Source organism: Arthrobacter sp. D3-16 (assembly GCF_054408515.1).
In genome coordinates this window covers 2,377,069-2,398,246 of the sequence record NZ_CP096437.1, presented here as the reverse complement: position 1 = coordinate 2,398,246, position 21,178 = coordinate 2,377,069, and the positions used below count along the sequence as shown (strand labels likewise).

20 protein-coding genes and 6 tRNA genes are annotated in these 21,178 nt (G+C 65.5%); 7 read left to right on the top strand and 19 right to left on the bottom strand.

Annotation, left to right across the window (positions count from 1 at the left end):
- Positions 1-44 precede the first annotated feature (44 nt).
- The 9 genes from M1D32_RS11515 to M1D32_RS11475 all read right to left on the bottom strand — a co-directional run bounded on the left by M1D32_RS11515 (position 45) and on the right by M1D32_RS11475 (position 10,289).
- Positions 45-2,231, bottom strand: a complete 2,187-nt coding sequence (locus tag M1D32_RS11515) for a 3-hydroxyacyl-CoA dehydrogenase NAD-binding domain-containing protein (RefSeq protein ID WP_458778810.1) — start codon at positions 2,229-2,231, stop codon at positions 45-47.
- Positions 2,228-3,508: a thiolase family protein gene (locus M1D32_RS11510; RefSeq protein WP_458778809.1), complete on the bottom strand. Its 1,281-nt coding sequence runs from the start codon at positions 3,506-3,508 to the stop codon at positions 2,228-2,230. The genes M1D32_RS11515 and M1D32_RS11510 overlap by 4 nt, the downstream gene beginning before the upstream one ends.
- Positions 3,509-3,668: 160 nt before the next feature.
- Positions 3,669-5,003, bottom strand: a complete 1,335-nt coding sequence (locus M1D32_RS11505; protein WP_458778808.1) for an HRDC domain-containing protein — start codon at positions 5,001-5,003, stop codon at positions 3,669-3,671.
- Between the two features lie 74 nt (positions 5,004-5,077).
- Positions 5,078-5,725 carry a DUF3000 domain-containing protein gene (locus M1D32_RS11500; protein WP_458778807.1) on the bottom strand — a complete coding sequence of 216 codons (648 nt, stop codon included), beginning with the start codon at positions 5,723-5,725 and terminating at the stop codon, positions 5,078-5,080.
- A gap of 61 nt (positions 5,726-5,786) precedes the next feature.
- The gene (locus tag M1D32_RS11495; RefSeq protein WP_458782174.1) at positions 5,787-6,884 is read right to left on the bottom strand and encodes a threonine aldolase family protein; all 1,098 of its coding nucleotides are present in this window, start codon (positions 6,882-6,884) and stop codon (positions 5,787-5,789) included.
- Positions 6,885-6,945: 61 nt separating this feature from the next.
- Complete coding sequence (locus M1D32_RS11490; protein ID WP_458782173.1) at positions 6,946-7,686, bottom strand: SDR family oxidoreductase; 741 nt, start codon at positions 7,684-7,686, stop codon at positions 6,946-6,948.
- Positions 7,687-7,754: 68 nt separating this feature from the next.
- Entirely contained in the window at positions 7,755-9,122 is a 1,368-nt protein-coding gene (locus tag M1D32_RS11485) for a DUF6421 family protein (protein ID WP_458778806.1), read from the bottom strand.
- A 142-nt stretch (positions 9,123-9,264) separates the two neighbouring features.
- Entirely contained in the window at positions 9,265-9,783 is a 519-nt protein-coding gene (gene msrB, locus M1D32_RS11480; RefSeq protein ID WP_458778805.1) for a peptide-methionine (R)-S-oxide reductase MsrB, read from the bottom strand.
- A gap of 14 nt (positions 9,784-9,797) precedes the next feature.
- Complete coding sequence (locus tag M1D32_RS11475) at positions 9,798-10,289, bottom strand: hypothetical protein (protein ID WP_458778804.1); 492 nt, start codon at positions 10,287-10,289, stop codon at positions 9,798-9,800.
- A 113-nt stretch (positions 10,290-10,402) separates the two neighbouring features.
- On the opposite strand from M1D32_RS11475, the gene M1D32_RS11470 reads away from it, so the two are divergent.
- Complete coding sequence (locus M1D32_RS11470) at positions 10,403-11,731, top strand: alpha/beta hydrolase family protein (protein WP_458778803.1); 1,329 nt, start codon at positions 10,403-10,405, stop codon at positions 11,729-11,731.
- Between the two features lie 5 nt (positions 11,732-11,736).
- Here M1D32_RS11470 and M1D32_RS11465 read toward each other — a convergent pair whose 3' ends face one another.
- The 4 genes from M1D32_RS11465 to M1D32_RS11450 form a co-directional block, all read right to left on the bottom strand.
- Positions 11,737-11,949, bottom strand: a complete 213-nt coding sequence (locus tag M1D32_RS11465) for a hypothetical protein (protein ID WP_458778802.1) — start codon at positions 11,947-11,949, stop codon at positions 11,737-11,739.
- A gap of 247 nt (positions 11,950-12,196) precedes the next feature.
- A complete protein-coding gene (ybaK, locus tag M1D32_RS11460; RefSeq protein WP_458778801.1) occupies positions 12,197-12,697 on the bottom strand; it encodes a Cys-tRNA(Pro) deacylase in 501 nt (166 codons plus the stop codon).
- A gap of 14 nt (positions 12,698-12,711) precedes the next feature.
- On the bottom strand, positions 12,712-13,170 hold the full coding sequence (locus tag M1D32_RS11455; protein WP_458782172.1) for a SufE family protein: 459 nt from the start codon (positions 13,168-13,170) through the stop codon (positions 12,712-12,714).
- A gap of 38 nt (positions 13,171-13,208) precedes the next feature.
- The gene (locus tag M1D32_RS11450; protein WP_458778800.1) at positions 13,209-14,132 is read right to left on the bottom strand and encodes a sulfurtransferase; all 924 of its coding nucleotides are present in this window, start codon (positions 14,130-14,132) and stop codon (positions 13,209-13,211) included.
- Positions 14,133-14,347: 215 nt separating this feature from the next.
- Between M1D32_RS11450 and zapE the strand changes: the two genes are divergently transcribed.
- Complete coding sequence (gene zapE / locus M1D32_RS11445) at positions 14,348-15,385, top strand: cell division protein ZapE (protein WP_458778799.1); 1,038 nt, start codon at positions 14,348-14,350, stop codon at positions 15,383-15,385.
- A gap of 177 nt (positions 15,386-15,562) precedes the next feature.
- On the opposite strand, the gene M1D32_RS11440 is transcribed toward zapE, so the two are convergent.
- From M1D32_RS11440 to M1D32_RS11415, 6 genes are all read right to left on the bottom strand, one after another.
- Positions 15,563-15,817, bottom strand: a complete 255-nt coding sequence (locus tag M1D32_RS11440; RefSeq protein WP_163163188.1) for an antitoxin — start codon at positions 15,815-15,817, stop codon at positions 15,563-15,565.
- A 184-nt stretch (positions 15,818-16,001) separates the two neighbouring features.
- Positions 16,002-16,073 (bottom strand) — tRNA-Val (locus tag M1D32_RS11435).
- Between the two features lie 41 nt (positions 16,074-16,114).
- Positions 16,115-16,187: transfer RNA gene (locus tag M1D32_RS11430), tRNA-Gly, on the bottom strand.
- Between the two features lie 57 nt (positions 16,188-16,244).
- Positions 16,245-16,319: transfer RNA gene (locus tag M1D32_RS11425), tRNA-Val, on the bottom strand.
- A gap of 40 nt (positions 16,320-16,359) precedes the next feature.
- Positions 16,360-16,430: transfer RNA gene (locus M1D32_RS11420), tRNA-Cys, on the bottom strand.
- Between the two features lie 47 nt (positions 16,431-16,477).
- Positions 16,478-16,550 (bottom strand) — tRNA-Gly (locus M1D32_RS11415).
- 362 nt (positions 16,551-16,912) lie between these two features.
- Here M1D32_RS11415 and M1D32_RS11410 point away from each other — a divergent pair.
- The 5 genes from M1D32_RS11410 (at position 16,913) to M1D32_RS11390 (ending at position 21,130) form a co-directional block, all read left to right on the top strand.
- Positions 16,913-16,984, top strand: a tRNA-Val gene (locus M1D32_RS11410).
- Between the two features lie 95 nt (positions 16,985-17,079).
- Complete coding sequence (locus M1D32_RS11405) at positions 17,080-17,940, top strand: cytochrome (RefSeq protein ID WP_458778798.1); 861 nt, start codon at positions 17,080-17,082, stop codon at positions 17,938-17,940.
- 78 nt (positions 17,941-18,018) lie between these two features.
- Entirely contained in the window at positions 18,019-18,618 is a 600-nt protein-coding gene (gene def, locus M1D32_RS11400; protein WP_458778797.1) for a peptide deformylase, read from the top strand.
- A complete protein-coding gene (gene fmt, locus M1D32_RS11395; RefSeq protein WP_458778796.1) occupies positions 18,615-19,535 on the top strand; it encodes a methionyl-tRNA formyltransferase in 921 nt (306 codons plus the stop codon). Before def ends, fmt begins: the two co-directional genes overlap by 4 nt.
- A complete protein-coding gene (locus M1D32_RS11390) occupies positions 19,532-21,130 on the top strand; it encodes an RsmB/NOP family class I SAM-dependent RNA methyltransferase (protein WP_458778795.1) in 1,599 nt (532 codons plus the stop codon). The genes fmt and M1D32_RS11390 overlap by 4 nt, the downstream gene beginning before the upstream one ends.
- Positions 21,131-21,178 lie beyond the last annotated feature (48 nt).

Below are 21,178 nucleotides of genomic sequence, written 5' to 3'. Positions count from 1 at the left end.
GCCCCTTGCGTCTGTGAACGGACTCCCACCAGGTCAGGCCACTCTCAGCTGGCCGGCCTGCCCGCTGGCGTCCCGGCAGGCCGGGACGCCACACCCGGCGGCAGGAACCGTTTGCCGTTGACCCGTTCGGAGGCGCCCACCCGGTCCAGGTAGGGTGTGATGCCGCCCAGGAACATTGGCCAGCCGGCGCCCAGGATCATGCAGAGGTCGATGTCTTCCGGCCCGGCCACCACCCCCTCCTCCAGCATCAGGCCGATTTCCTCGGCGAGGGCATCCTGGGTGCGGCGCAGGACTTCGTCGGCGGTGGAGGGGCTGGTCCCGAAGGACATCAGTGACAACGTGGACCGGGGAATCTCCTGTACGCCGTCCGGACCGGGTGCCCACAGGCTCTTCACGCCGTTGTCAATCAGTTTCTGCAGGTTGGCAGAAACGGTAAACCGCTCACCAAACGCGGCATGCAGCGACTCCTGGACGTGCTGGGCCACCGGAAGCCCCACCATGGCGCCCAGCGTGAAAGGCGTCATGGGCAGTCCCATGGGCCGCAGGGCGTTGTCCGCCACCTCAGCCGGGGTTCCTTCATCAAAGGCTGCCGTTACTTCACCCATCAGCCGCAGCAGGATCCTGTTGACAACGAACGCGGCGGCATCCTTGACCAGCACCCCGGTCTTTTTCAACGCCTTGGCGAGCTCAAAGGCCGTGGCCAGTACGGCGTCCTCGGTCTTCGGGGCGCGGACGATTTCCAGCAGCGGCATCACGGCCACCGGGTTGAAAAAGTGGAAGCCCACCAGCCGTTCCGGGTGCCGGAGGTCCTCCGCCATGGCAGTAACGGACAGCGAGGACGTGTTGGTGGCCAGAATGCATTCCGGGGTAACAATCGCCTCGAGCTCGGCGAACACCTGCTTCTTGACGTTCAGCTCTTCAAAAACGGCTTCGATCACGAAGTCGGCATCAGCGAAAACATCCTTGGAAACGGAACCTGTCACCAGCGCCTTCGTGCGGTTTGCAGCGTCCTGGCTGATCCGCTTCTTCCCCAGGAGCTTGTCCACTTCGGCGTGGACGTAGCCCACGCCTTTGTCCACCCGGGCCTGGTCGATGTCTGTCATGACCACCGGCACCTTGAGCTGGCGGGCGAAGAGCAGGGCCAGCTGGCTGGCCATCAGGCCGGCACCGACAACGCCAACCTTGGTGACCGGCCGGGCCAGTTTGCGGTCCGGGGCGCCGGCCGGGCGCTTGGACCGCTTTTGGACGAGGTCCAGGAAGGCGTAAACGGTGGCGCGGAACTCGTCGGTCTGCATGAGTTCGGCGAGGATTTCGCACTCCAATTCCGCGGATTCGGCCTGGCTAAGGGTCCGATTGGCTTCGAGGATGTCCAGGACCTTGGCAGGAGCCGGTGCTGCGTTGGACGTCTTGCCTTCAACCAGTGCCCGCCCCGCAGCTACGGCAGCCGCCCAGCGTGCTGCGGTGTCCGGATCGGCGGGGTCGACGGCGTTGGTGCGTTCCGCCGCGGCCTCGCCGGTGATGACTTTCGCGGCCCAGGCAAGGGACTGCTCCAGGAAATCCGCCGGCTCGAACATGGCGTCGGCGATGCCGAGCGCGAAGGCCTCGGGGCCGGTGAGGGTCCTGTTGTTGCTCAGGGGGTTTTCGATCATGACCTTCACGGCATTTTCCGGGCCAATGAGCCGCGGCAGGATGTAGACGCCGCCCCAGCCGGGGACCAGGCCTATGAAGGCCTCCGGCAGGGCCAGCGCACCCGCTCCCGTGGAGACTGTGCGATAGGTGGACTGGAGGGCAATCTCCAGGCCCCCGCCCAGCGCTGCGCCGTTGATGAAGGCGAAGCTGGGTACGCCCAGGTTTGCCAGGGTGCTGTAGACGTCGTGGCCCAGCTGTGCCATCCACAAACCGTGCTCGCGTTTGTCCAGGGTCTTGACCGTTGAGAGGTCGGCGCCGGCCACCAGGTAGTAGGGCTTGCCCGTGACACCCACTCCCACAATCTCGCCCCGGCGTGCCCGCTCCCGGAGTTCCTCAAGCACCGTGCCCAGTTCCACCAGCGTGTTGGGCCCCAGCGTGGTGGGCTTGGAGTGGTCCAGGCCGTTGTCCAGCGTAATGAGGGCAAACCTGCCGGGGCCGGGCTTACCGGCAGGACCCGGGAGTTCGATGTCCTGGACGTAGGAGTGGGTTACGGTTTCATGGGGGAAGAGGTCGGCAAGCTTGGTGAAATCTGCGGCGCTCATGCTGCTCCTTCGGAAACGGCTTCGGTGGTGGCGGATTCCGCTGGCCGGGCTCCGCTGTAGTCGGCGTGGTGGGGGTTCTCCCAGATCACGGTGGCGCCCATGCCCAGTCCAACGCACATGGTGGTGATCCCGTAACGAACGGAGGGATCTTCCTCGAATTGCCGGGCCAGCTGGTTCATGAGCCGCACTCCGGAGGACGCCAGGGGGTGGCCCACGGCGATCGCTCCGCCGTAGCGGTTGACCCGGGGATCGTCGTCGGCAATGCCGAAGTGTTCCAGGAAGCTCAGTACCTGGACGGCAAAGGCTTCGTTGATTTCGAACAGCCCGATGTCCTTGATGGAGAGCCCCGCATTGTTCAGGGCCTTCTCCGTGGCGGGAACAGGGCCGATGCCCATCACCTCGGGCTCAACTCCGGCGTAGGCGTAACTGACTAAGCGCATCCGGACCGGCAACCCCAGCTCGGCGGCGGCTTCGGCCGATGCCAGGATGGCGGCCGTGGCGCCGTCGTTCAGGCCTGCCGCATTTCCTGCGGTGACACGGCCGTGGGCGCGGAACGGCGTGCGGAGGCCGGCGAGGTCAGCCAGGGTGGTGCCTGGGCGCGGCGGCTCGTCCACCGTGTTCAGGGTCCAGCCCTTGCCGGGCTTCAGGGTTGCTACCGGCACCAGGTCCGGCTGGATCTTGCCGTCACGGCGGGCTTCTTCAAACTTCTTCTGCGACGCCACGGCATAAGCATCCGTCCGCTCCTTGGTGATGGCGGGAAAACGGTCGTGCAGGTTCTCGGCGGTGTTGCCCATGTTCAGCGCTGCCGGATCAACGAGCCGTTCGGACATAAACCGCGGGTTCGGGTCCGCCCCGGAGCCCATGGGGTGGTTGCCCATGTGCTCGACACCGCCGGCGATCACGACGTCGTACGCGCCAAAACCGATCCCGCCGGCGGTGGAGGTGACGGCCGTCATGGCACCGGCGCACATGCGGTCAATGGCAAACCCCGGAACAGTCCGGGGGAGTCCAGCGAGGAGAGCCGCTGTCCGTCCGAGGGTCAGGCCCTGGTCCCCGCTTTGGGTGGTGGCCGCGATGGCCACTTCGTCGATCCGCGCCGGCGGCAGCGAAGGGTTCCGGCGCAGCAGCTCGCGGAGGCACTTCACTATCAGGTCATCGGCCCGGGTGCCGGCATAGATGCCTTTTTCTCCCGCCCGGCCGAAAGGCGTGCGGAGGCCGTCGACAAAAACGACGTCCCGGACAGTGCGGTTGGACGCGCTGCTTCCGTTGTGGCTCACGTGTAACTCCTCATCGAGACGTAGGCGTCAGTGCGCGCCGCAGGGCGGCAGGCAGCTGAACGGCAGTACGTCCGATGTTACTCGCGAGTAACTTAGCCCGCAAGAGGAGGATTGACCAGCCGCAAGGGGCCGCAAAAGCGGCCCAGTCCTGATGGGGCGGCTACTGTCCGGCGGCGGCCACGTCCGGTTTGGGTTCCTTGGGCGGCAGCGGCTGCGGGTTGAGGAAGGCGTGCGTGATCAGCGGCGCGGCAAGGTCCACCTGCCACGCCCGTGCGCCGAGGGCACGCAGTTCCGCTGCTACTGATTCTTCGCTGACCTCCGCAGGGGGCCGCCACGCCACCCGGCGCAGGTAGTCAGGGGTCAGCAGATTCTCCAGGGGAAGGTTCAGCTGGTCCGCTTTCTCCTGCAGCAGAGGCCTGGCGGTGGCCAGCCGTGCAGCAGCCTCGGGATCGCGGTCCGCCCAGACACGTGGCGGCGGTGGCGCGTTGGTGGCCAGGTGCAGCGGCGGAAGTTCCTCCAGGTCCCGGGCTGTTGCAATGCAGCGCAGCCACCGGGGAGCCTCGCGCTGCGCCGCCCGCCCGTGGAAGCCCTTGGTGCCCAGCAGTTGCGGAACCGTGGACGGCATGGCCTTCGCCGCGGCCACCAACGCCGAGTCCGGAATGAGCCTTCCGGGGGCCACGTCCCGCTTCTGCGCCAGGGAATCGCGTTCCAGCCACAACTCGCGGACTGCGGCCAGCTGCCGCCGGTCGCGGATCTGGTGAAGGCCGGACGTTTTCCGCCAGGGGTCGACGCGCGGCGGAGCGAGTCCGGCATCCAGGATCGCGGCGAACTCCTGCTGCGCATACTCCAGCTTGCCGTCGGCCTCCAGGAGTTCAATGAGTTCTTCGCGCAGCTCCGTCAGGACCTCAACGTCCAGTGCCGCATAGCGCAGCCAAGGCTCAGGAAGGGGCCGGGTGGACCAGTCAGCGGCCGAATGTTCCTTGGCCAGGCCGAATCCCAGCAGCTGTTCAATAACGGCGGCAAGGCCTACCCTGGGCAGGCCTGCCAGGCGGGCGGCGAGTTCGGTGTCAAAGAGCTTGTCCGGCCACATACCGAGTTCGGACAGGCAGGGCAGGTCCTGGCTGGCTGCGTGCAGGATCCATTCGACGCCGCGGAGGGATTCGTTGATGATGGCCAGGTCGTCGAAGGGTTCGGGGTCGATCAGCCATGTCCCGGCGCCCTCGCGGCGGATCTGGACGAGGAAGGCACGCTGCCCGTAGCGGAAGCCGGAGGCGCGCTCCGCGTCGACGCCCGCTGGACCGGTACCGGCGGCGATGGCGGCTGCGCACCGCTCCAGCCCGGCCTGCGTTTCGATGACCAGCGGAACGCCGTCGCGGGGCGAGGCAAGCTCAACGATTTCGGGGACAGGGCTGTCAAAGCCTTCAACCGTGATCTGGGGTGCGGTATCAGCAGCCGGAGCGCCGGCCGTGGTGTTTTCCGGAATGTTAGGGGTCATGATGCCTTTAGTTTACCGGCCGGCCGGTTGCGGACTGCTTTCGGTCCTCGCCGGGCCCGCCACGAGCCATGCGGTCAGTTCCGGCGCCGGTGCGGGAGCGGCGTGACGCCCTCAGGGAGTGGCGGCAGGCCGGCGAAAGTGCACACCATGTCAGACCAGGCTTCGAGGTGGGCTGTTACGTCCGACGTCGCCGGCGTCCAGGAGGCTCGCAGCTCGATGTCGATGGAGCCGGGCCGCTCCGCCAGTGTTCCGAAGCTTTCGGACAGGACCCTGGTGGCTGTGCCGCCGGCGGCCCTGTACGGGGCCTTGTGGTTCTCCAGCGCCTCCACCAGCCACGTCCAGGCCACCGTTCCCAGCATCTCGTCGTTGCCCATTTCCGGCTCCAGCTGGGCCCGGATGTAAGTGACGATGCGGAACTCGCCGTCCCAGACTGCAGAGCCTTCGGGGTCGTGGAGCAGGATGAAGCGGCCCGTGGCCAACTCTGTTTCGTCGTCGTCCGCTGTTCCGGACGCGGCCGCCAGCGCCATCGCGGCCGGGCCATGCAGGGGAGTAGCGGTGCTCGGCCCCGGTGCCAGGACCTCCGCGCCAAGCGCGACGGCGAAAGGCGCCAGCCGGGCAGGCGCGGGAATCTCCGCCAGGTGGAGTTCCCCGCGGCACTGGGCTTTCCTGAGGGTTCCCAAGGCGTGGAGAAATTCCGGGGGAACCTTGTCAAGTGCGTTCACCTTCGCAGGTTACGCAACCATGCTGGTGACGGCGGGAAGGCTCGCCGTCACCAGGCGGCGTCTAGCTGGACTGGCTGCTGCCGTCAGCGCGAAGCTCATGGCGGATTGCTGCCACAAAGGCATCAATGTCCTCCTCGGTGGTATCGAATGAACACATCCACCGGACTTCCCCGGCGGCCTCGTTCCAGTCGTAGAAGCGGAACGATTTGCGCAGCCGGTCCGCCACGCCCTCGGGCAGGATGGCAAAGACGCCGTTGGACTCGGTTTTCTGCGTCGGCTGCACGCCGTCAATGGTGTCGACGGCGGTGCGGAGCCTGGTGGCCATGGCGTTGGCGTGGGAGGCGGACCGCAGCCAGAGGTCACCTTCCAGCAGCGCGATGAACTGGGCCGACATAAAGCGCATCTTCGACGCCAGCTGCATGTTCATCTTCCGCAGGTACACCAGTCCATGGGCGGCCTCCGGGTTCAGCGCCACCACGACTTCACCGAACAGCAGGCCGTTCTTGGTGCCGCCAAAGGAAAGAATGTCCACGCCGGCGTCGCGGGTGAAGGCCCGCAGCGGTACCTGGAGGTGGGCTGCAGCATTGGCCAGGCGGGCGCCGTCCATGTGCAGCTTCATCCCCTTGGAGTGTACGTGGTCCGCGATGGCCCGCACCTCTTCCGGCGTGTAGCAGGTTCCGAGTTCCGTGGTCTGGGTGATGGAGACGGCCAGCGGCTGGGCGCGGTGCTCGTCACCCCAGCCCCAGGCCTCCCGGTCGATCAGTTCAGGCGTGAGTTTGCCGTCCGGGGTGGGAACATGCAGGAGCTTGATGCCGCCAATCCGTTCCGGCGCGCCGTTCTCGTCCATGTTGATGTGGGCGGTGGAAGCGCACACCACGGCGCCCCAGCGGGGGAGCAGCGACTGCAGGGACAGAACGTTGGCGCCGGTTCCGTTGAAAACGGGGAAGCATTCGATGCCGGACCCGAAGTGGTCCTCCATCAGTTCCTGCAGCCTGGCGGTGTAGTCGTCTTCCCCGTAGGAAACCTGGTGGCCGTCGTTGGCGGCGGCCAAGGCCGCGAGGACCTCCGGATGTACCCCGGAGTAGTTGTCCGAGGCGAATCCGCGGATGGTGGGATCGTGCAGCCGGGTTCCGGCGGCAGTTTCTGCTGTTGTTGTCATGGCTTTGCTCACGCTTTCAGTCTAAATACAGTCGGGCGCCTTGCAGGCAGGGACCGGACTCTCAGGGGGCCAGCACGAGCCGGCTGCCGTTCAGGCTGCTGGCCGGGGTGTCAAAAAGGGCGACGACGGCGCGGGCAAGGTCTTCGACGTCAGTTGCGCCGGGGAACTTCCGCTCCGGGTGGTTCCGGCGCATCTCATCGTCCACGAGGGCCTTGACCACCAGGACGACAGCGGCAGCGTCCCCGGCCGGGACGTTGGCAGTGTGGCCGGCGGCCGTGCCGTTTGCGGCGGGGGCATTGGCCCGGCGGAAGCCGTCCGCCATTGCCATGGTCCACGCTTCGGCTGCGGCCTTGGCGGCAACGTAGCTGGCTGCGGCTGCTGCCGGTTTGGCCACGGCGGTGGAGGACACCACTGCAAAGCGACCGGAACGTGAAGCGGCGATATCGTCGAAGAAGACGCGGGACACGTTCCGGAGCGTGGTGATGGCGCCGCGTTCCAGGAAATCCCAGTCCTCGTCTGTCTGGTCGGCGATGCCTGTGGCGCCGCGCCAGCCGCCCACCAGGTGGATGACGGCGTCAATCGTCCCGGCAGCGGCGGACACGTCCTTGCCCAACTGCCGCACGTCGTCGAGCCGCGACAGGTCGCACACGAGGCCGGTGACGCCGTCGCCCGCCTTTTCCGCCGCTGTTTCGATCCTCGCCTGGTCCGAACCCACCGTGAAAACCCGAAGGCCAGCGGCGTGAAGCGCCCGGGCGACGGCGACGCCGGACGCTCCACTGCCGCCGGTCACCAGGACGTTCAGCTGCGGTGCCTGGGCCCCGGGCGTCCCGGTCCAGGCCTCGTCCGCTGCTTGCTTTTTCGGCTCTTCTGTCACAGTGCGGAAGCTCCGGTGATGCCGGCAGTTGAGTCAATGACAGGGCGCATCTTCTTCTCCAGTGCTTCGTAGAACATGGACAGCGGGAACTCGTCATCCAGCACCTGGTCCGTCAGGCCGCGCGGCGGACCGGCCAGGGCCAGCGCTTCAGGGCCCTTCGCCCAGACGGAAGCCGGGTTCGGGGTAACGGTAGCGGAAACCAACTCGTACGCCGCGATCCAGTGCGCCGTTTTTGGACGGTCGATGGAGCGCCAGTACAGCTCGTCGATGCTGGCACCCAAGGCGATGACGGCGTCGGCCACTTCATCCCAGTCGATAGTAAGCCTTGTGTCGGTCCAGTGCAGGACGTGCTGCTGGTGCAGCCAGGCGAACAGGAGCTGGCCGCCGAGGCCGTCGTAGTTTCGGACCCTGCTGCCGGTAATGGCAAAGCGGAAAATCCGGTCGAAGATGATGGCGTACTGCACCAGCTTGGCGTGGCGGCGGGCTTCCGGATCGGCGTCCTCGTCCTTCTCGATACGCACAGATTCACGGAAGGCCGTCAGGTCACAGCGCAGCTCTTCCAGGGAGTACAGGAAGTAGGGCATCCGCTGCTTGATCATGAACGGATCGAACGGCAGGTCGCCGCGCATGTGGGTGCGGTCGTGAATGAGGTCCCACATCACAAAGGTGGCTTCCGTCAGGTCCTGGTCGGCGAGCAGTTCCGCGGCTCCTTCGGGAAGTTCCAGGCGGGTGGTCTCGGCGGCAGCCTTGAGTACGCGGCGGAACCGGGCGGCCTCGCGGTCGGCAAAGATGGCGCCCCAGGTGAAGGTGGGGGTTTCACTCACGGCAACGGTTTCGGGGAACAGCACGGCGGAGTTGGTGTCGTAGCCTGCGGTGAAGTCCAGGAAACGGATGGGGACGAACAGCTTGTTCGAGTATTCCCCTGCCTCCAGTCCGGCGATGAATTCGGGCCAGATCACCTCGATCAGGACTGCCTCGACCAGCCGGTTGCTGCTGCCGTTCTGGGTGTACATCGGAAAGACCACAAGGTGCTGGAGCCCGTCGCGGCGCTGTTCCTGCGGCTGGAAGGCCAGGAGCGAAGACAGGAAGTCGGGGACGTTGAAGCCGTTGGATTCCCAGTTGGAAAAGTCCGCGCAGACTGCGTCAAGGTAGGCGGCGTCATGAGGAAATGCGGGGGCGAGGACGCGGACGGCGTCCACCAGCTCGCTCACGTACTGGGAGGCCTCGCCGTGGTTGCCGGTTTCGGGGATGGAGCCGTCCTTCACCTGCAAAGACTGGAGGGAAGAGGCTGCGGCCTTAAGCCGAAGCCAGTCCTGGTTGTCCGCGGTCACTCGGGTGGGGGCGGTGATCAGGGTTTCGGTCATCGTCGGCTGCCTTTCTGGTTGCTTGCTATCTACGGTGAGCGTAGCAAGCAACCAGCAGGACTAATGTAAAAACGGCCTTAGCCTAAGAAAGCCTTGTTCTCAGGGCCCACTGCGCGGCTGGTAGGTCCAGCGTTGAGCAGTGTCAGGCTTGCGTACCCGGGCCGCTGACCTGCGGTTTTTCCTGAGGGACGAGTTTCAGGGAGACGGAGTTGATGCAGTAGCGCTGGTCAGTGGGCGTGCCGTACCCCTCGCCGTCGAATACGTGACCCAGGTGGGAATCGCAGGTGGCGCAGCGGACCTCCACGCGGTCCATGCCCAGGGTCCGGTCGTGGATGTACCGGACCGTGCCTTCAGCCAGCGGGGCCCAGAAGGAAGGCCAACCGCAGTGGGAATCGAACTTCTCATTGCTGGTGAAGAGTTCGGCACCGCACGCCCGGCACTGGTAGACCCCGGCAGTATGGGTATCCCAGTATTCACCGGTGTAGGGACGCTCCGTCCCGGACTGCCGGAGTACGTGGTATTCCTCCGGCGTGAGTTCCTCGCGCCACTCGGCGTCGCTTTTTTGGACGGCGGGTTCAGCTGCGGGGGACTCGGGCGCCGGATCTGCAGCCTTGTTCCCGAAGATGCTGTTTCCCAGGATGTTGTTACCGAAGATGCTCATAGCCTTGTCAACGCTCAGGAGTCGCCGATAAATCCCGAACCTGCGTACAGGTGCAGGACGGGGAGGCCCAACTGGTCCTGTGCCTTATTGGCCCAGTCGGTGTGGAACGTATCTGCAACTGCATGCGGCCTGGTGATCACCACGGCCTGCGCGGCGCCGGTTTCCTTGACTTTGGCTACCAGGCCCTCGACCGCCCCGCCGTCCACGACCTCGCCCGTGACGCCGCCGCCCAGTCCCGCCAGCGCGGCCAGCGATACTGTCAGCGTTTCGGCTGCCTGCGCCCGCTCGGTGGCGGGATCCGGAGCGTGGGACGTCAGTTCCCGGAACGCCTTGGCAATGTCCAGCAGGGACAGGTTTTCGAGGAAGTCCACCAGCAGGTGCCGCTCGGTGTTTGCCGGTACCAGCACGACGAGCCGGGTGTCTGCTCCGTCCACCAGACGCTCGATGTTCAGGCGGTCGTCCGCCCCCAAGGGTTCTTCGGTCAGGATGACGATGGGATCACTCATGGCCTTAGCCTAGTCCCGCGCCTGGGGTGCTGCACTCCTTTGCCCGCGCAGGCAGTCCCCGCCGGGCAGCCGGAAATACGGGCTCCCGGCGCCGGGGCGGTAAGAATAGTTCCATGGCACTTTTCCAGCACACCCGCCCTGCCCCCGCTCCACTTATCCCGGACTCCGGGGCGGGCATGTCGCTGCGGACGAAGTGGGCCATTGGCGGCGCCATCGGGGGCGGGGCACTGGCGGGGCTGCTGGCCACCGGATCGTCGGCCCTGGCCGTGTATTTCGCCCGCCGCGTCATCACGCCGGCCCGGCAGCGGGCGTCGGACCAGGAAGTGCTGGCGGTTATCCGCGACGGCCGGCGGCAGCAGGTAATCCTGGCGGCTAATGCGGACACCACTGTTGACGGTGTGTACGGATTCTATTTCGACGGCGGCAAGGGGCATGCACGCATCGGCCGCATCGTCTCGTACTCGCCGGCTGAACGTACGGTGCTGCGCGAGGTCGAAGCGGTCTATGCGGGAGACCTCACTGCCGCGCGCTGGGGCTGGTGGAGCGGCGCTGTGTATCCGGACCCGGCCGCCGCCGGAATTCCGGCCGAGGATGTGGTGATCGAGGTGGACCGGGGGCAGGCTCCCGCCTGGCTGGTTCGCGCCGGTGGCACCGCACGCACGTGGGCTGTGATGGTCCACGGACGCGGGGCCAGCAGGCAGGAGGCGCTGCGCGCGGTCGGGCCCGCGCTGGAGCTGGGACTCACCAGCCTTCTGGTGTCCTACCGCAATGACGGGCTGGCCCCATCCGCCGATGACGGCCGCTACGGCCTGGGTTCCACGGAATGGCGGGACATTGAGGCGGCGATTGAATACGCACTAGCCAACGGCGCTGAGGAGATTGTCCTCTTCGGCTGGTCGATGGGCGGTGCCATTTGCCTGCAGACTGCGGACCTGTCCCGCTACCGGCACCTGATCAGGGCCATGGTTCTGGACGCGCCGGTCACCGACTGGGTCAATGTGCTCGCCCACCATGCTCAAATCAATAGAATCCCGTCGCTCGTTGGCCGCTACGGCCAGCTCATGCTGGGGCACCCGCTGGGGCGCCGGCTCACGGGGCTGTCCGCGCCGGTGGACCTGAAGGTCATGGACTGGGTTTCGCGTGCAGTGGAACTGAGGACTCCGACGTTGATCATCCACAGCGTGGACGACGAGTACGTGCCGTACGGGCCGTCCGCAATCCTGGCCGAACGGAATCCGGAAATGGTGACCTTTGAGGCTTTTCACCACGCGCGGCACACGAAGGAGTGGAACGTTGATCCTGCCCGGTGGGAGAGCGTGGTGAAGGCATGGCTGCGGCAGCAGCTTGCGCCCCGCCTGAACCCGGGTGGGATAAGGCTGGGATCGGAACCGGCAGGTGCGGGGGAGGCGGCAACGGCCGCGAACCCTGCAACCGCTCGGTAGCGGTTTCAGTAGCCGCCGGGACTGTCCGGAGGGGTGAAGGGGTCCGTGTAGCTGGAGCGGGTGGGACGGTCGCGGTCAGAGAGACGCTCTGACCACCGGGCGCCGTGCCGATCAAGTTTTCCGCAGTACACGCAATGGCGCGTGAAGTTACCGTCGCCGTCCGCTTCGGCCACCCAGTGGTGCACCAGGTTTGTCTTGCACAGCAGGGTTGTGAGCATGAGGTTCGTCCATGTAAACAGCGGCTCCACGCGGGGCGAGGCGCCTAATGGCTGGACCGACCAGAGTGAGGTCGAGTCAGATGATCGGGTGACCCTGCCTGCAGGTGACGTCTCCCGGCAGGGTCTCGTGTCCTTTGAGGCACGTCACCGATGGGGTGACGGATTCTTGTGGGCGATGGAAAATAGCTCTGCAGTGGTGCCGGTGCAACAATTCTAGATCCGCAGCAGGACGATTGACCGTGCGGTCTTACGACGCGGACAGCGAGCTAATGGGAGCGGTGACTGCATCGGTGAGGCGAATAAGGTCGGCAGGGGCTAGCTCAATGTCCAGGCCCCGTTTGCCTCCCGAAACCAGCAGCGTTTCCAGCGCCAGCGCGCTGTGATCAAGAACGGTAGGGGAGGGGAGCCGCTGGCCGAGCGGGGAGATGCCACCCAGCACATAGCCCGTGCGGCGCTGGGCTGCAACAGGATCGGCCATGGCAGCCTTTTTGGCTCCCAGTGACGACGCAAAGGCTTTGAGGTCCAGGGTGCCGCTGACGGGTACGATTCCGACCGCCAGCCTGCCCTCCACCTCGACCATCAACGTCTTGAAAACCTTCGACGGATCAATGCCCAGCACCTCGGCTGCTTCCACCCCGTAACTGGCAGCGGAGGGGTCGTGGGCGTAGGGATGCAACACAAAGGGAACCCCGGCCGCCGCCAGTACGGCGGTGGCCGGAGTTCCCTGTGATGCGTTTTTGCGAGCCATTGCTGCTTTCGAGGCTAAGAGCGCATAGCGGACGAAGCGGCGACCTTGCGTTTGATCCTTCCCAGCATTGCCGTCATTCCCCGCATCCGCAGCGGGGTGATGGCGCGGGTAAGGCCCAGCAGTTCAGGCATGTCGTCAGGCACCGAAAGGATCTCTTCGGCGGACAGCCCGTCCAGGCCCTCATGCAGGACGCCGGCAAAACCGCGTGTAGTGGGAGCCTCTGCGGGAGCCTTGAAGTAGAGCCGAACGGTGCCGGACGTGCCTCCGCCATGTTCCGTCTCAATGGTCAGGAACAGCGGGGACTGGCACTCCACCACCTGCTCGAGCAACTCGGGGTGGTCCTGGAGCCGCTCGGGCAGCTCCGGCAGTCCCTGGGAGAACTCGAGCAGCAGCTGCAGGCGCTCCGGCTCGGTGAGGGCCTGGAAGTCGTCCACAATGGCCGCCAGGGCGGAAGGCAAGGCTTGAGTAGTCATCATTCCAAGTCTACGCAGGTAGTGCCGGCGGTGCGGCCTCAGACCCCGAGTGCAACGGGAAAGGATCCCCGTTCCGCGCCTTTGGCGATGGGCACCCGCACGGCATTGCCCCACTCGGTCCATGAACCGTCGTAGTTGCGGACCGAATCAAAACCCAGGAGGTACTTGAGGGCGAACCAGGTGTGGCTGGAACGCTCGCCGATGCGGCAATAGGCCACAACGTCATCGCCTTCGCTCAGGCCCGCCTCCCCCAGATAGAGGGCTTCGAGTTCTTCGCGGCTGCGGTACGTTCCATCGGGAGCGGCCGCCCGCGCCCACGGAATGGAGGCTGCAGTGGGAATGTGGCCGCCACGCAGGGCACCTTCCTCAGGGTAAGCCGGCATGTGGGTGCGCTGGCCGGTGTACTCCTCGGGAGAGCGGACATCGATGAGCGGCTTGCCCAGGTGGGCCAGCACATCTTCCTTGAAAGCACGGATCGGAGCGTCGTCGCGCTCAACAACCGGGTACTCGCCCCTGGCCGGAGCCGGCTTCTCCGTGGTCAGCTCCCTGCCTTCGGCAATCCACTTGTCCCGGCCGCCGTCAAGCAGCCGCACGTCCTGGTGGCCGAAGAGGGTAAAGACCCACAGGGCGTAGGCAGCCCACCAGTTGGACTTGTCCCCGTAGATGACCACGGTGCTGTCGCGGGAGATGCCCTTCGACGCCGCCAGCTCAGCGAACGCGGCGCCGTCGACGTAGTCGCGGGTCACTTCGTCGTTGAGGTCTGTGTGCCAGTCGATCTTCACGGCGCCGGGGATGTGTCCGGTTTCGTACAGGAGCACGTCTTCGTCAGACTCCACCACGATCAGCTGGCCGCTGGCCACGGCTCCGTTTTCGATGGCCGTAGCAAGCCATTGAGTGGAAACCAGGCGCTCGGGGTGGGCGTAGGCGGCGAACTTCTCGTTTTGTTCAACTGGGTAGGACATATCTTTGCCTTTCATCGAGAACACGGCTGATCCGCGGGACCGGCATGGGGGCCTCCTCCCACCCTAGCCACCGCCTCTGGTGATGTCCGTTTTCCGTTAACAGGAGGAAATGTTGCCTTCGTCACGCTGGCTGGCCGGTAGCCCTGCGCCACCCGGTGCGGCGGTTGGTTGCCGGTATCCTTTCTGGGGACGAACCACCAGCAGAATGGACCACCTTGGTACAGATCGAACAGCTTGCCGCCCGAACTCCGTCGGTATCGGTGGATGAGCTCCTGAAGGGTTTCTTTCCCTCGCCGCGCTTCGGCCAGGTCTCCTTTGCGAGTTACCGCCCGGACCCCAAGCAGCCCAGCCAGTCCCATGCCGTCCGGGCCCTCGAAGGATTTTCCGGCGGCGTCGGCGCCAACGACGGAGGGGGACTGTTCAAGAAGCTGTTCGCGAAGAAGGACACATCCCGTGCAGGGATCTACCTGGACGGGGGGTTCGGTGTGGGGAAAACGCACCTGCTGGCCTCCCTGTGGCACGCATCGCCGGGGCCCAAGGCCTTCGGCACGTTCGTGGAGTACACCAACCTGGTAGGCGCCCTGTCCTTCCGTAAGACGGTGGACGCGCTGAGCGGCTACAAGCTCGTCTGCATTGACGAGTTTGAGCTCGATGATCCCGGCGACACGGTTCTGATGTCGCGGCTGATGCGTGAACTTGCTGATGCCGGCGTGAAACTCGCGGCCACGTCCAACACCCTGCCGGGCTCGCTGGGTGACGGCAGGTTCGCCGCTGTGGACTTCCAGCGCGAAATCCAGGTCCTCGCCGACCAGTTCGACGTTATCCGTATCGATGGGGAGGACTTCCGCCACCGAGGACTGCCGGCGGCCCCGGCGCCCCTGAAGAACAGCGAGCTGTCCGCGCATATGAAAGCGGAGTTCGACGGCAAGACCGTGGCGCAGGACGAGTTCAGCACTCTCATCGCACACCTGGCCGGCGTGCACCCCAGCCGCTACCGCCAGCTGATCGACGGGATCGACGGCGTGGTCTGGCGCAACGTGGCAACCATCACCGAACAGGCCGTGGCACTTCGGTTCGTGGTGCTGGCTGACCGGCTCTATGACAAAGACGTGCCCATCCTGGCCAGCGGTGTTCCGTTCGATCAGCTCTTCACCGAGGAAATGATGACCGGCGGCTACATGAAAAAGTACTTCCGCGCTGTCTCCCGCCTCACTGCCCTGGCCCGGGAGGGGCAGAACCACGAACCGTCCTAAGGCCGCCGGCGCGGGCGGCCAGCCGACGTCGTCCGTTCAATAGACAGAAGGCCCTGCTCCGAACGCGTGAGCCGCTGCCGGACGGCGGGGCTTTAAACGCCAAAGGTGCGGGTGCCGCCTCCCGGCGGGACCCGCACCCCCTTGACGTACTAGGGCAAAGCCCTGGCCAAATCCTTTTTACGGAGCCTTGTCAACCGGCGGAACCGGGTTGACCGGCGGAACCTGCCCGGGGGCAGGTGCCTGGCCCGGTGTTCCGTTCTGGTCAACGAGCTTGGAAGCGCCATGCTGGATCTTGTTGACATGACCTGAGTACTTGCCTCCGGTCTTGGTGTCGACAAAATCGCCGGCCTTGGTGATGCCGTTCTTGATGGCCTGCTCGTTACCGCGGATAAGACCCTGAGCCTTGCCCTTTAGGTCGCCAATCAGTCCCACGAGCACCTCCCTTCAATCGCGGAGCCAGGTCGCTCCTCCGCAATCGATCCTAGCGCCGCAGGCGGTGCCGTGCCAAGGAAATCAGGGGCTTTGGGCGTTCGCCTGCAGCGGATAGCGCCGCTGCTCCAGTGCGGGGCAATGGCCGCAGGGCAAGAAAAAAGCAGCTCCGGGGAGCTGCTGAATGTGGGCGATACTGGGATCGAACCAGTGACCTCTTCCGTGTCAGGGAAGCGCGCTACCGCTGCGCCAATCGCCCGGAACCGGAAGCCCGGCTTATGGGATTGTAAGGAGTAAGAGAGCGGACGACGAGATTCGAACTCGCGACATCCACCTTGGCAAGGTGGTGCTCTACCAGCTGAGCTACGTCCGCATATGAAGTACGCTCCGGCCGGGGCCGGTCGAACTGCATGAAGCAAGTTTCCTTGCTTGGTGGGCGATACTGGGATCGAACCAGTGACCTCTTCCGTGTCAGGGAAGCGCGCTACCGCTGCGCCAATCGCCCATGTTTATCCGGAACACACCGGAAACCATGGTTTTCACCGAGGTGGGTACGGGATTCGAACCCGTGTATACGGCTTTGCAGGCCGCTGCCTCGCCTCTCGGCCAACCCACCGTGTAAGCGCCGATTCAAAAGAACCTTTGCCGTGACAGTGTCCTGCGAGCGGACGACGAGATTCGAACTCGCGACATCCACCTTGGCAAGGTGGTGCTCTACCAGCTGAGCTACGTCCGCATTTTGGAGGGCCGATTCGCTGCCGTTCCCGGCATTTCCTCGCTTTCCAACGAGTAAAAACAATATAGGAGGTTCCGGGATTCTCCAAATCGCGCCTGCCGCATAAACACCCAATGGCGCTGCTTCCCAGCAATGGCGCGGAGTTTTAGGAGTTACAGGTGTGTAATTCACGACGTCGGCAAGCGGCTCTGGCTGCCTTTGGCCACGTTCAGGCCGGGCTGGCGTGCAGGTCCTCCTGCCGGTCCGCGCCTTTTGGTCCGGTCCGATGCCTGCTCGAGTTCCTGGTTGGGTGGCCCTTTTTACTGCCGGCCGGAGCCGATTTCCGAATTGCCTGCAAGGTCCGCTACCATTCAAATGCATCAGGGCGATTGGCGCAGTGGTAGCGCGCTTCGTTCACACCGAAGAGGTCACTGGTTCGAACCCAGTATCGCCCACCGCATATTGGTCCGTTTCCGCTCATCTGCAGCGGAAACGGACCTTTTTTGTGCGCCCGGACATTCTGTCAGCCCCCTGTGAAAGAGTCTTTGTTATGACTGCTCCACTTCTTGCCCACACCACGGAATACGGGCGGATGTACGCCCGGTCCACCTCTGAGCACTTCTCGGTACCGTCCATCACCACCGTGATCGGCCAGCAGCCGCACGGGCTGGACGGCTGGTTTGGATACATGGGGGCCAGCAGCCTGGCCAAGGATCCCCTGCTCGCAGACTGCCTGGGCAGCCCGGCCAAAATCAAGCAGGCCGTCAACCGCGCCGCCAAGGCTGCGGAAACCTACCGGGACGAGGCCGCCAAGCGTGGCGACCGCGTGCATTACTACTGTGAGCAGGTAGCCCTGCGGGCGTTGGGCCGCCCGCATGCCATGAAGGAAGCCCGGGAGGCACTGGCCGCCAACGGCGAAGAGGCATTCGCCGTCCGCTTTGATGAGTGGTGGGAGCTTTTCCGGGTGGAACCCATCGCCCCGGAGATTACCGTCTGGAACAACGCCGTAGGCTACGCCGGCACCCTGGACCTCGTGGCCCGCATCAACGGCCGGGTTTGCCTGATCGACTACAAGACAAAGGGCACCACCCGGGACGGGCTGGTCAAGCCGCTTGATGACAAAGTGGTGATGCAGCTGGTGGCCGGCATGAAGGCAGAAGAGAGCCTGGTGGATCCGGAGGCCGGAACCTGGGAGCCCTGGAAATATGGCGACAACCCTGTCCTGCTGGCTGTGGCCATCGGTGAAACCGAGGTGCGGCCGGTCAGGGCCAACCCCGAGGTCCTCAAGCACCACTGGTGGAAGTTCTGCGCCCTTCGGCGCGTCTGGGAACTGTCTGCGGACACCATTTCGGCCGGGGCCGCACTGCTGCCCATTGCACCGCCGCCGCTCGCGCAGGTGCAGACCGCCTAGGCGTTTGGCTACGCCCAGGGCGTCTGCGCCTAAACTGGATAGGTTCCCTTTGCCGCCAACCGTAAGGAAAAACAGCGCATGGCTATTCTGAATATCCGCATTATCGGTGATCCTGTGCTGCGCACAGTTGCCGATCCTGTGACGGAATTCGGGCCTGAGCTGGCCAAGCTGGTGGCGGATATGACCGAAACGATGGAAGACGTTGACGGTGCAGGCCTGGCAGCGCCCCAGGTTGGGGTGAGCCAGCGCGTCTTTACCTACCGGATTGACGGCGTGGAAGGGCACATCATCAACCCGGTGCTGGAAAACAGCGAAGATTTCCAGCCCGACCAGATGGAAGGCTGCCTGTCCATCCCCGGTCTTGGTTTTCCCTTACGCCGCTTCCGCTCCACCCGCGTCACCGGCGTGGACATGCACGGAAACCCCGTCACAGTCGAGGGCGAGGGGATGCTGGCACGCTGCTTCCAGCATGAGAACGACCATCTGGACGGAATCCTCTACACAGACCGGCTGGAGGGCGAGGACCGGAAAGCTGCGCTGCGCTCCATCCGCAATGCCAGCTACGACTCCGTTACCGAACGGACGACGGCGAAGCGCGCCAAAACGGTCGGCTCAAGTTTCGGTGGCGCTGCCTCCGGATCGAGCTTTGGTGCCGGCGCGGCTGGTGCCAACTGGTGAGGGTCCTTTTCGCCGGGACCCCCGCCATCGCTGTTCCGTCCCTTGATGCGCTCGTTAAAGCAGGTTTCGATGTTGTTGCAGTCCTGACCAGGCCCGACGCGCCGGTTGGCCGCAAACGCCTGCTGACCCCCTCGCCGGTAGCCGCCCGTGCCGCGGAGCTTGGCATTGACGTCATTCACGCGGCCCGGATTGATGCGGATACCACCGCCAGGATTGCGGCAGTCAGCCCCGATGTTGCCGCGATCGTCGCTTACGGCGGCCTGGTTCCCGCCGCCGCGCTCGGTATTCCGCCCCACGGCTGGATCAACCTGCACTTTTCGCTCCTTCCCGCCTGGCGTGGCGCCGCGCCGGTACAGCGTGCCGTGATGGCCGGTGATGACGTCACCGGGGCGGTGACCTTCCAACTGGAGGAGGGCCTGGACACCGGGCCCGTTTTTGGCACCCTTACGGAAACGGTGGGGCCGGAAGATACCGCGGGGGAGTTGCTGGAGCGGCTGTCCCACAGCGGGGCAGTGCTCCTGGCCCAGACCCTCTCTGCCATTGACGCCGGCAAGGCAGCAGCCGTTCCGCAGTCCGGCGAGGTTTCCCTCGCCCCCAAGCTGACCCTCGATGACGGCCGCCTCGACTGGCAACACCCTGCGCTGGCCATTGGCAGGCAGGCCCGGGGCGTCACTCCCGAGCCCGGAGCCTGGACAGTGATGGACGGCCAGCGCATCAAGCTGGCTCCCGTACGGCTTCGGCCGGACGTTGCCGGCCTCGCGCCCGGATCCGTCTCGCTGCAGGGCAAAAGCGTGCTGGTAGGAACCGGTTCCCATGCTGTTGAGCTGACCCGGATCCAACCGGCCGGCAAAAAGATGATGACCGCTGCCGATTGGGCACGCGGTATGGCTTCCCCTGAAAGTGTGGTGTTCGAATGAGCGGGTCCGGCGGCAATCAAGGCGGTCGCGGCAGAACCGGAGGCGGGAGCGCAGCCGGCGGCGGGAGTGGCGGCCAGCGCGGTGGCCGCGGCCAAGGGGGGCCCCGTGATGCGAGCAACCGAAACGCCAAGGGCAGGGAACGGAACCGCAGCGCGCAGCGCAGTTTCACCGACAACGCCCCTTCCCAGCGCACCCGCAGGGCAGATCCCGCCCGACTGGTGGCCTTCGAAGTCCTTCGCGCAGTAGCCGCCGAGGACGCGTATGCCAACCTGGTGCTGCCCGCACGGATCCGGCACCACGGGCTGGACAAACGGGACGCGGGCTTCGCCACCGAACTCAGTTACGGGGCGCTCCGCGGACAGGGAACCTACGACGCCATCCTTGCCCGGTGCGTGGACCGGCCGCTGGAACAACTGGACCCGGCCATCCTCGACGCACTTCGGATCGGAGCGCACCAACTGCTGGCCATGCGCGTCCCGGCGCACGCAGCCCTGGACCAGACCGTTGGCCTGGCCCGTGCGGTCATCGGCGCCGGGCCGTCGGCCCTCATCAATGCCGTCCTCCGGAAGGTCACTGCCCACACCCTCGAGGAGTGGCTGGAGCAGCTGGTCGCCGGAGAAACCGACGAGACCAAGGTCGCCTCCCTCCGCTACGCGCATCCTGAATGGATCGTCCGTGCCATGCGCCAATCACTCGTGGCACACGGACGGTCAGCGTCAGAAATCAACGACCTGTTGGAAGCGGACAACGCCGCGCCGGTGGTCAATCTGGTGGCCCTGCCCGGCATCGGCAGCCTCGACGAGGCCCTGGAAAATGGGGCCATCCCCGGCGAACTGGTGGAAGGTTCTGCACTTTCCAGCGGCGGAGACCTGGGCCGGCTTGCCTCCGTACGGGAGGGCAGCACCAGGGTGCAGGACGTTGGCTCGCAGTTGGTGGCGCGCGCCATGGCGGCCGTGGACCTGGGCCAGAACAGCGGCGCAGGTGGCGAAAGTACCGGCGAGGCCTGGCTGGACTTGTGCGCCGGACCCGGTGGCAAGGCAGCCCTGCTCGGTGCTCTGGCCAGCCAGCGGGGCGCTACCCTGCTGGCCAATGAACCTGCACCGCACCGGGCAAAGCTGGTGAGCCAGGCGCTTTCCGCTGTTCCGCGGGACACCTGGCAGGTCCGGACGGGTGACGGCCGTGAGGTGGGCACAGAGAATCCTGAAGCTTTTGACCGGGTACTCGTGGACGTCCCCTGCAGCGGGCTGGGCGCACTCCGGCGGCGGCCGGAGTCCCGCTGGCGCCGCACGCCCAAGGACCTCGCAGACCTTGGCCAGCTCCAGCGCGATCTCCTGAAATCGGCCCTGGCTGCCGTCCGTCCCGGTGGAGTGGTTGCCTATGTGACGTGCTCGCCCCACCCGGCCGAGACCACAGCTGTGGTCACGGATGTGCTCCGCAAACGCGATGACCTTGAACTGCTGGAGGCTGGCCAGGCCCTGGACAGCGTCAGCCTTCCGGGCAACCTCGGTGCCGGGCATGATTCGACCGCACAGCTGTGGCCCCACGTCCACGGCACCGATGCCATGTTCCTGGCCCTGATCCACAAAAAGCCCTAATCCGCAAAAATCCGTCATCCGCCAAAGCCCTGACCCGCAAAAGGGTCC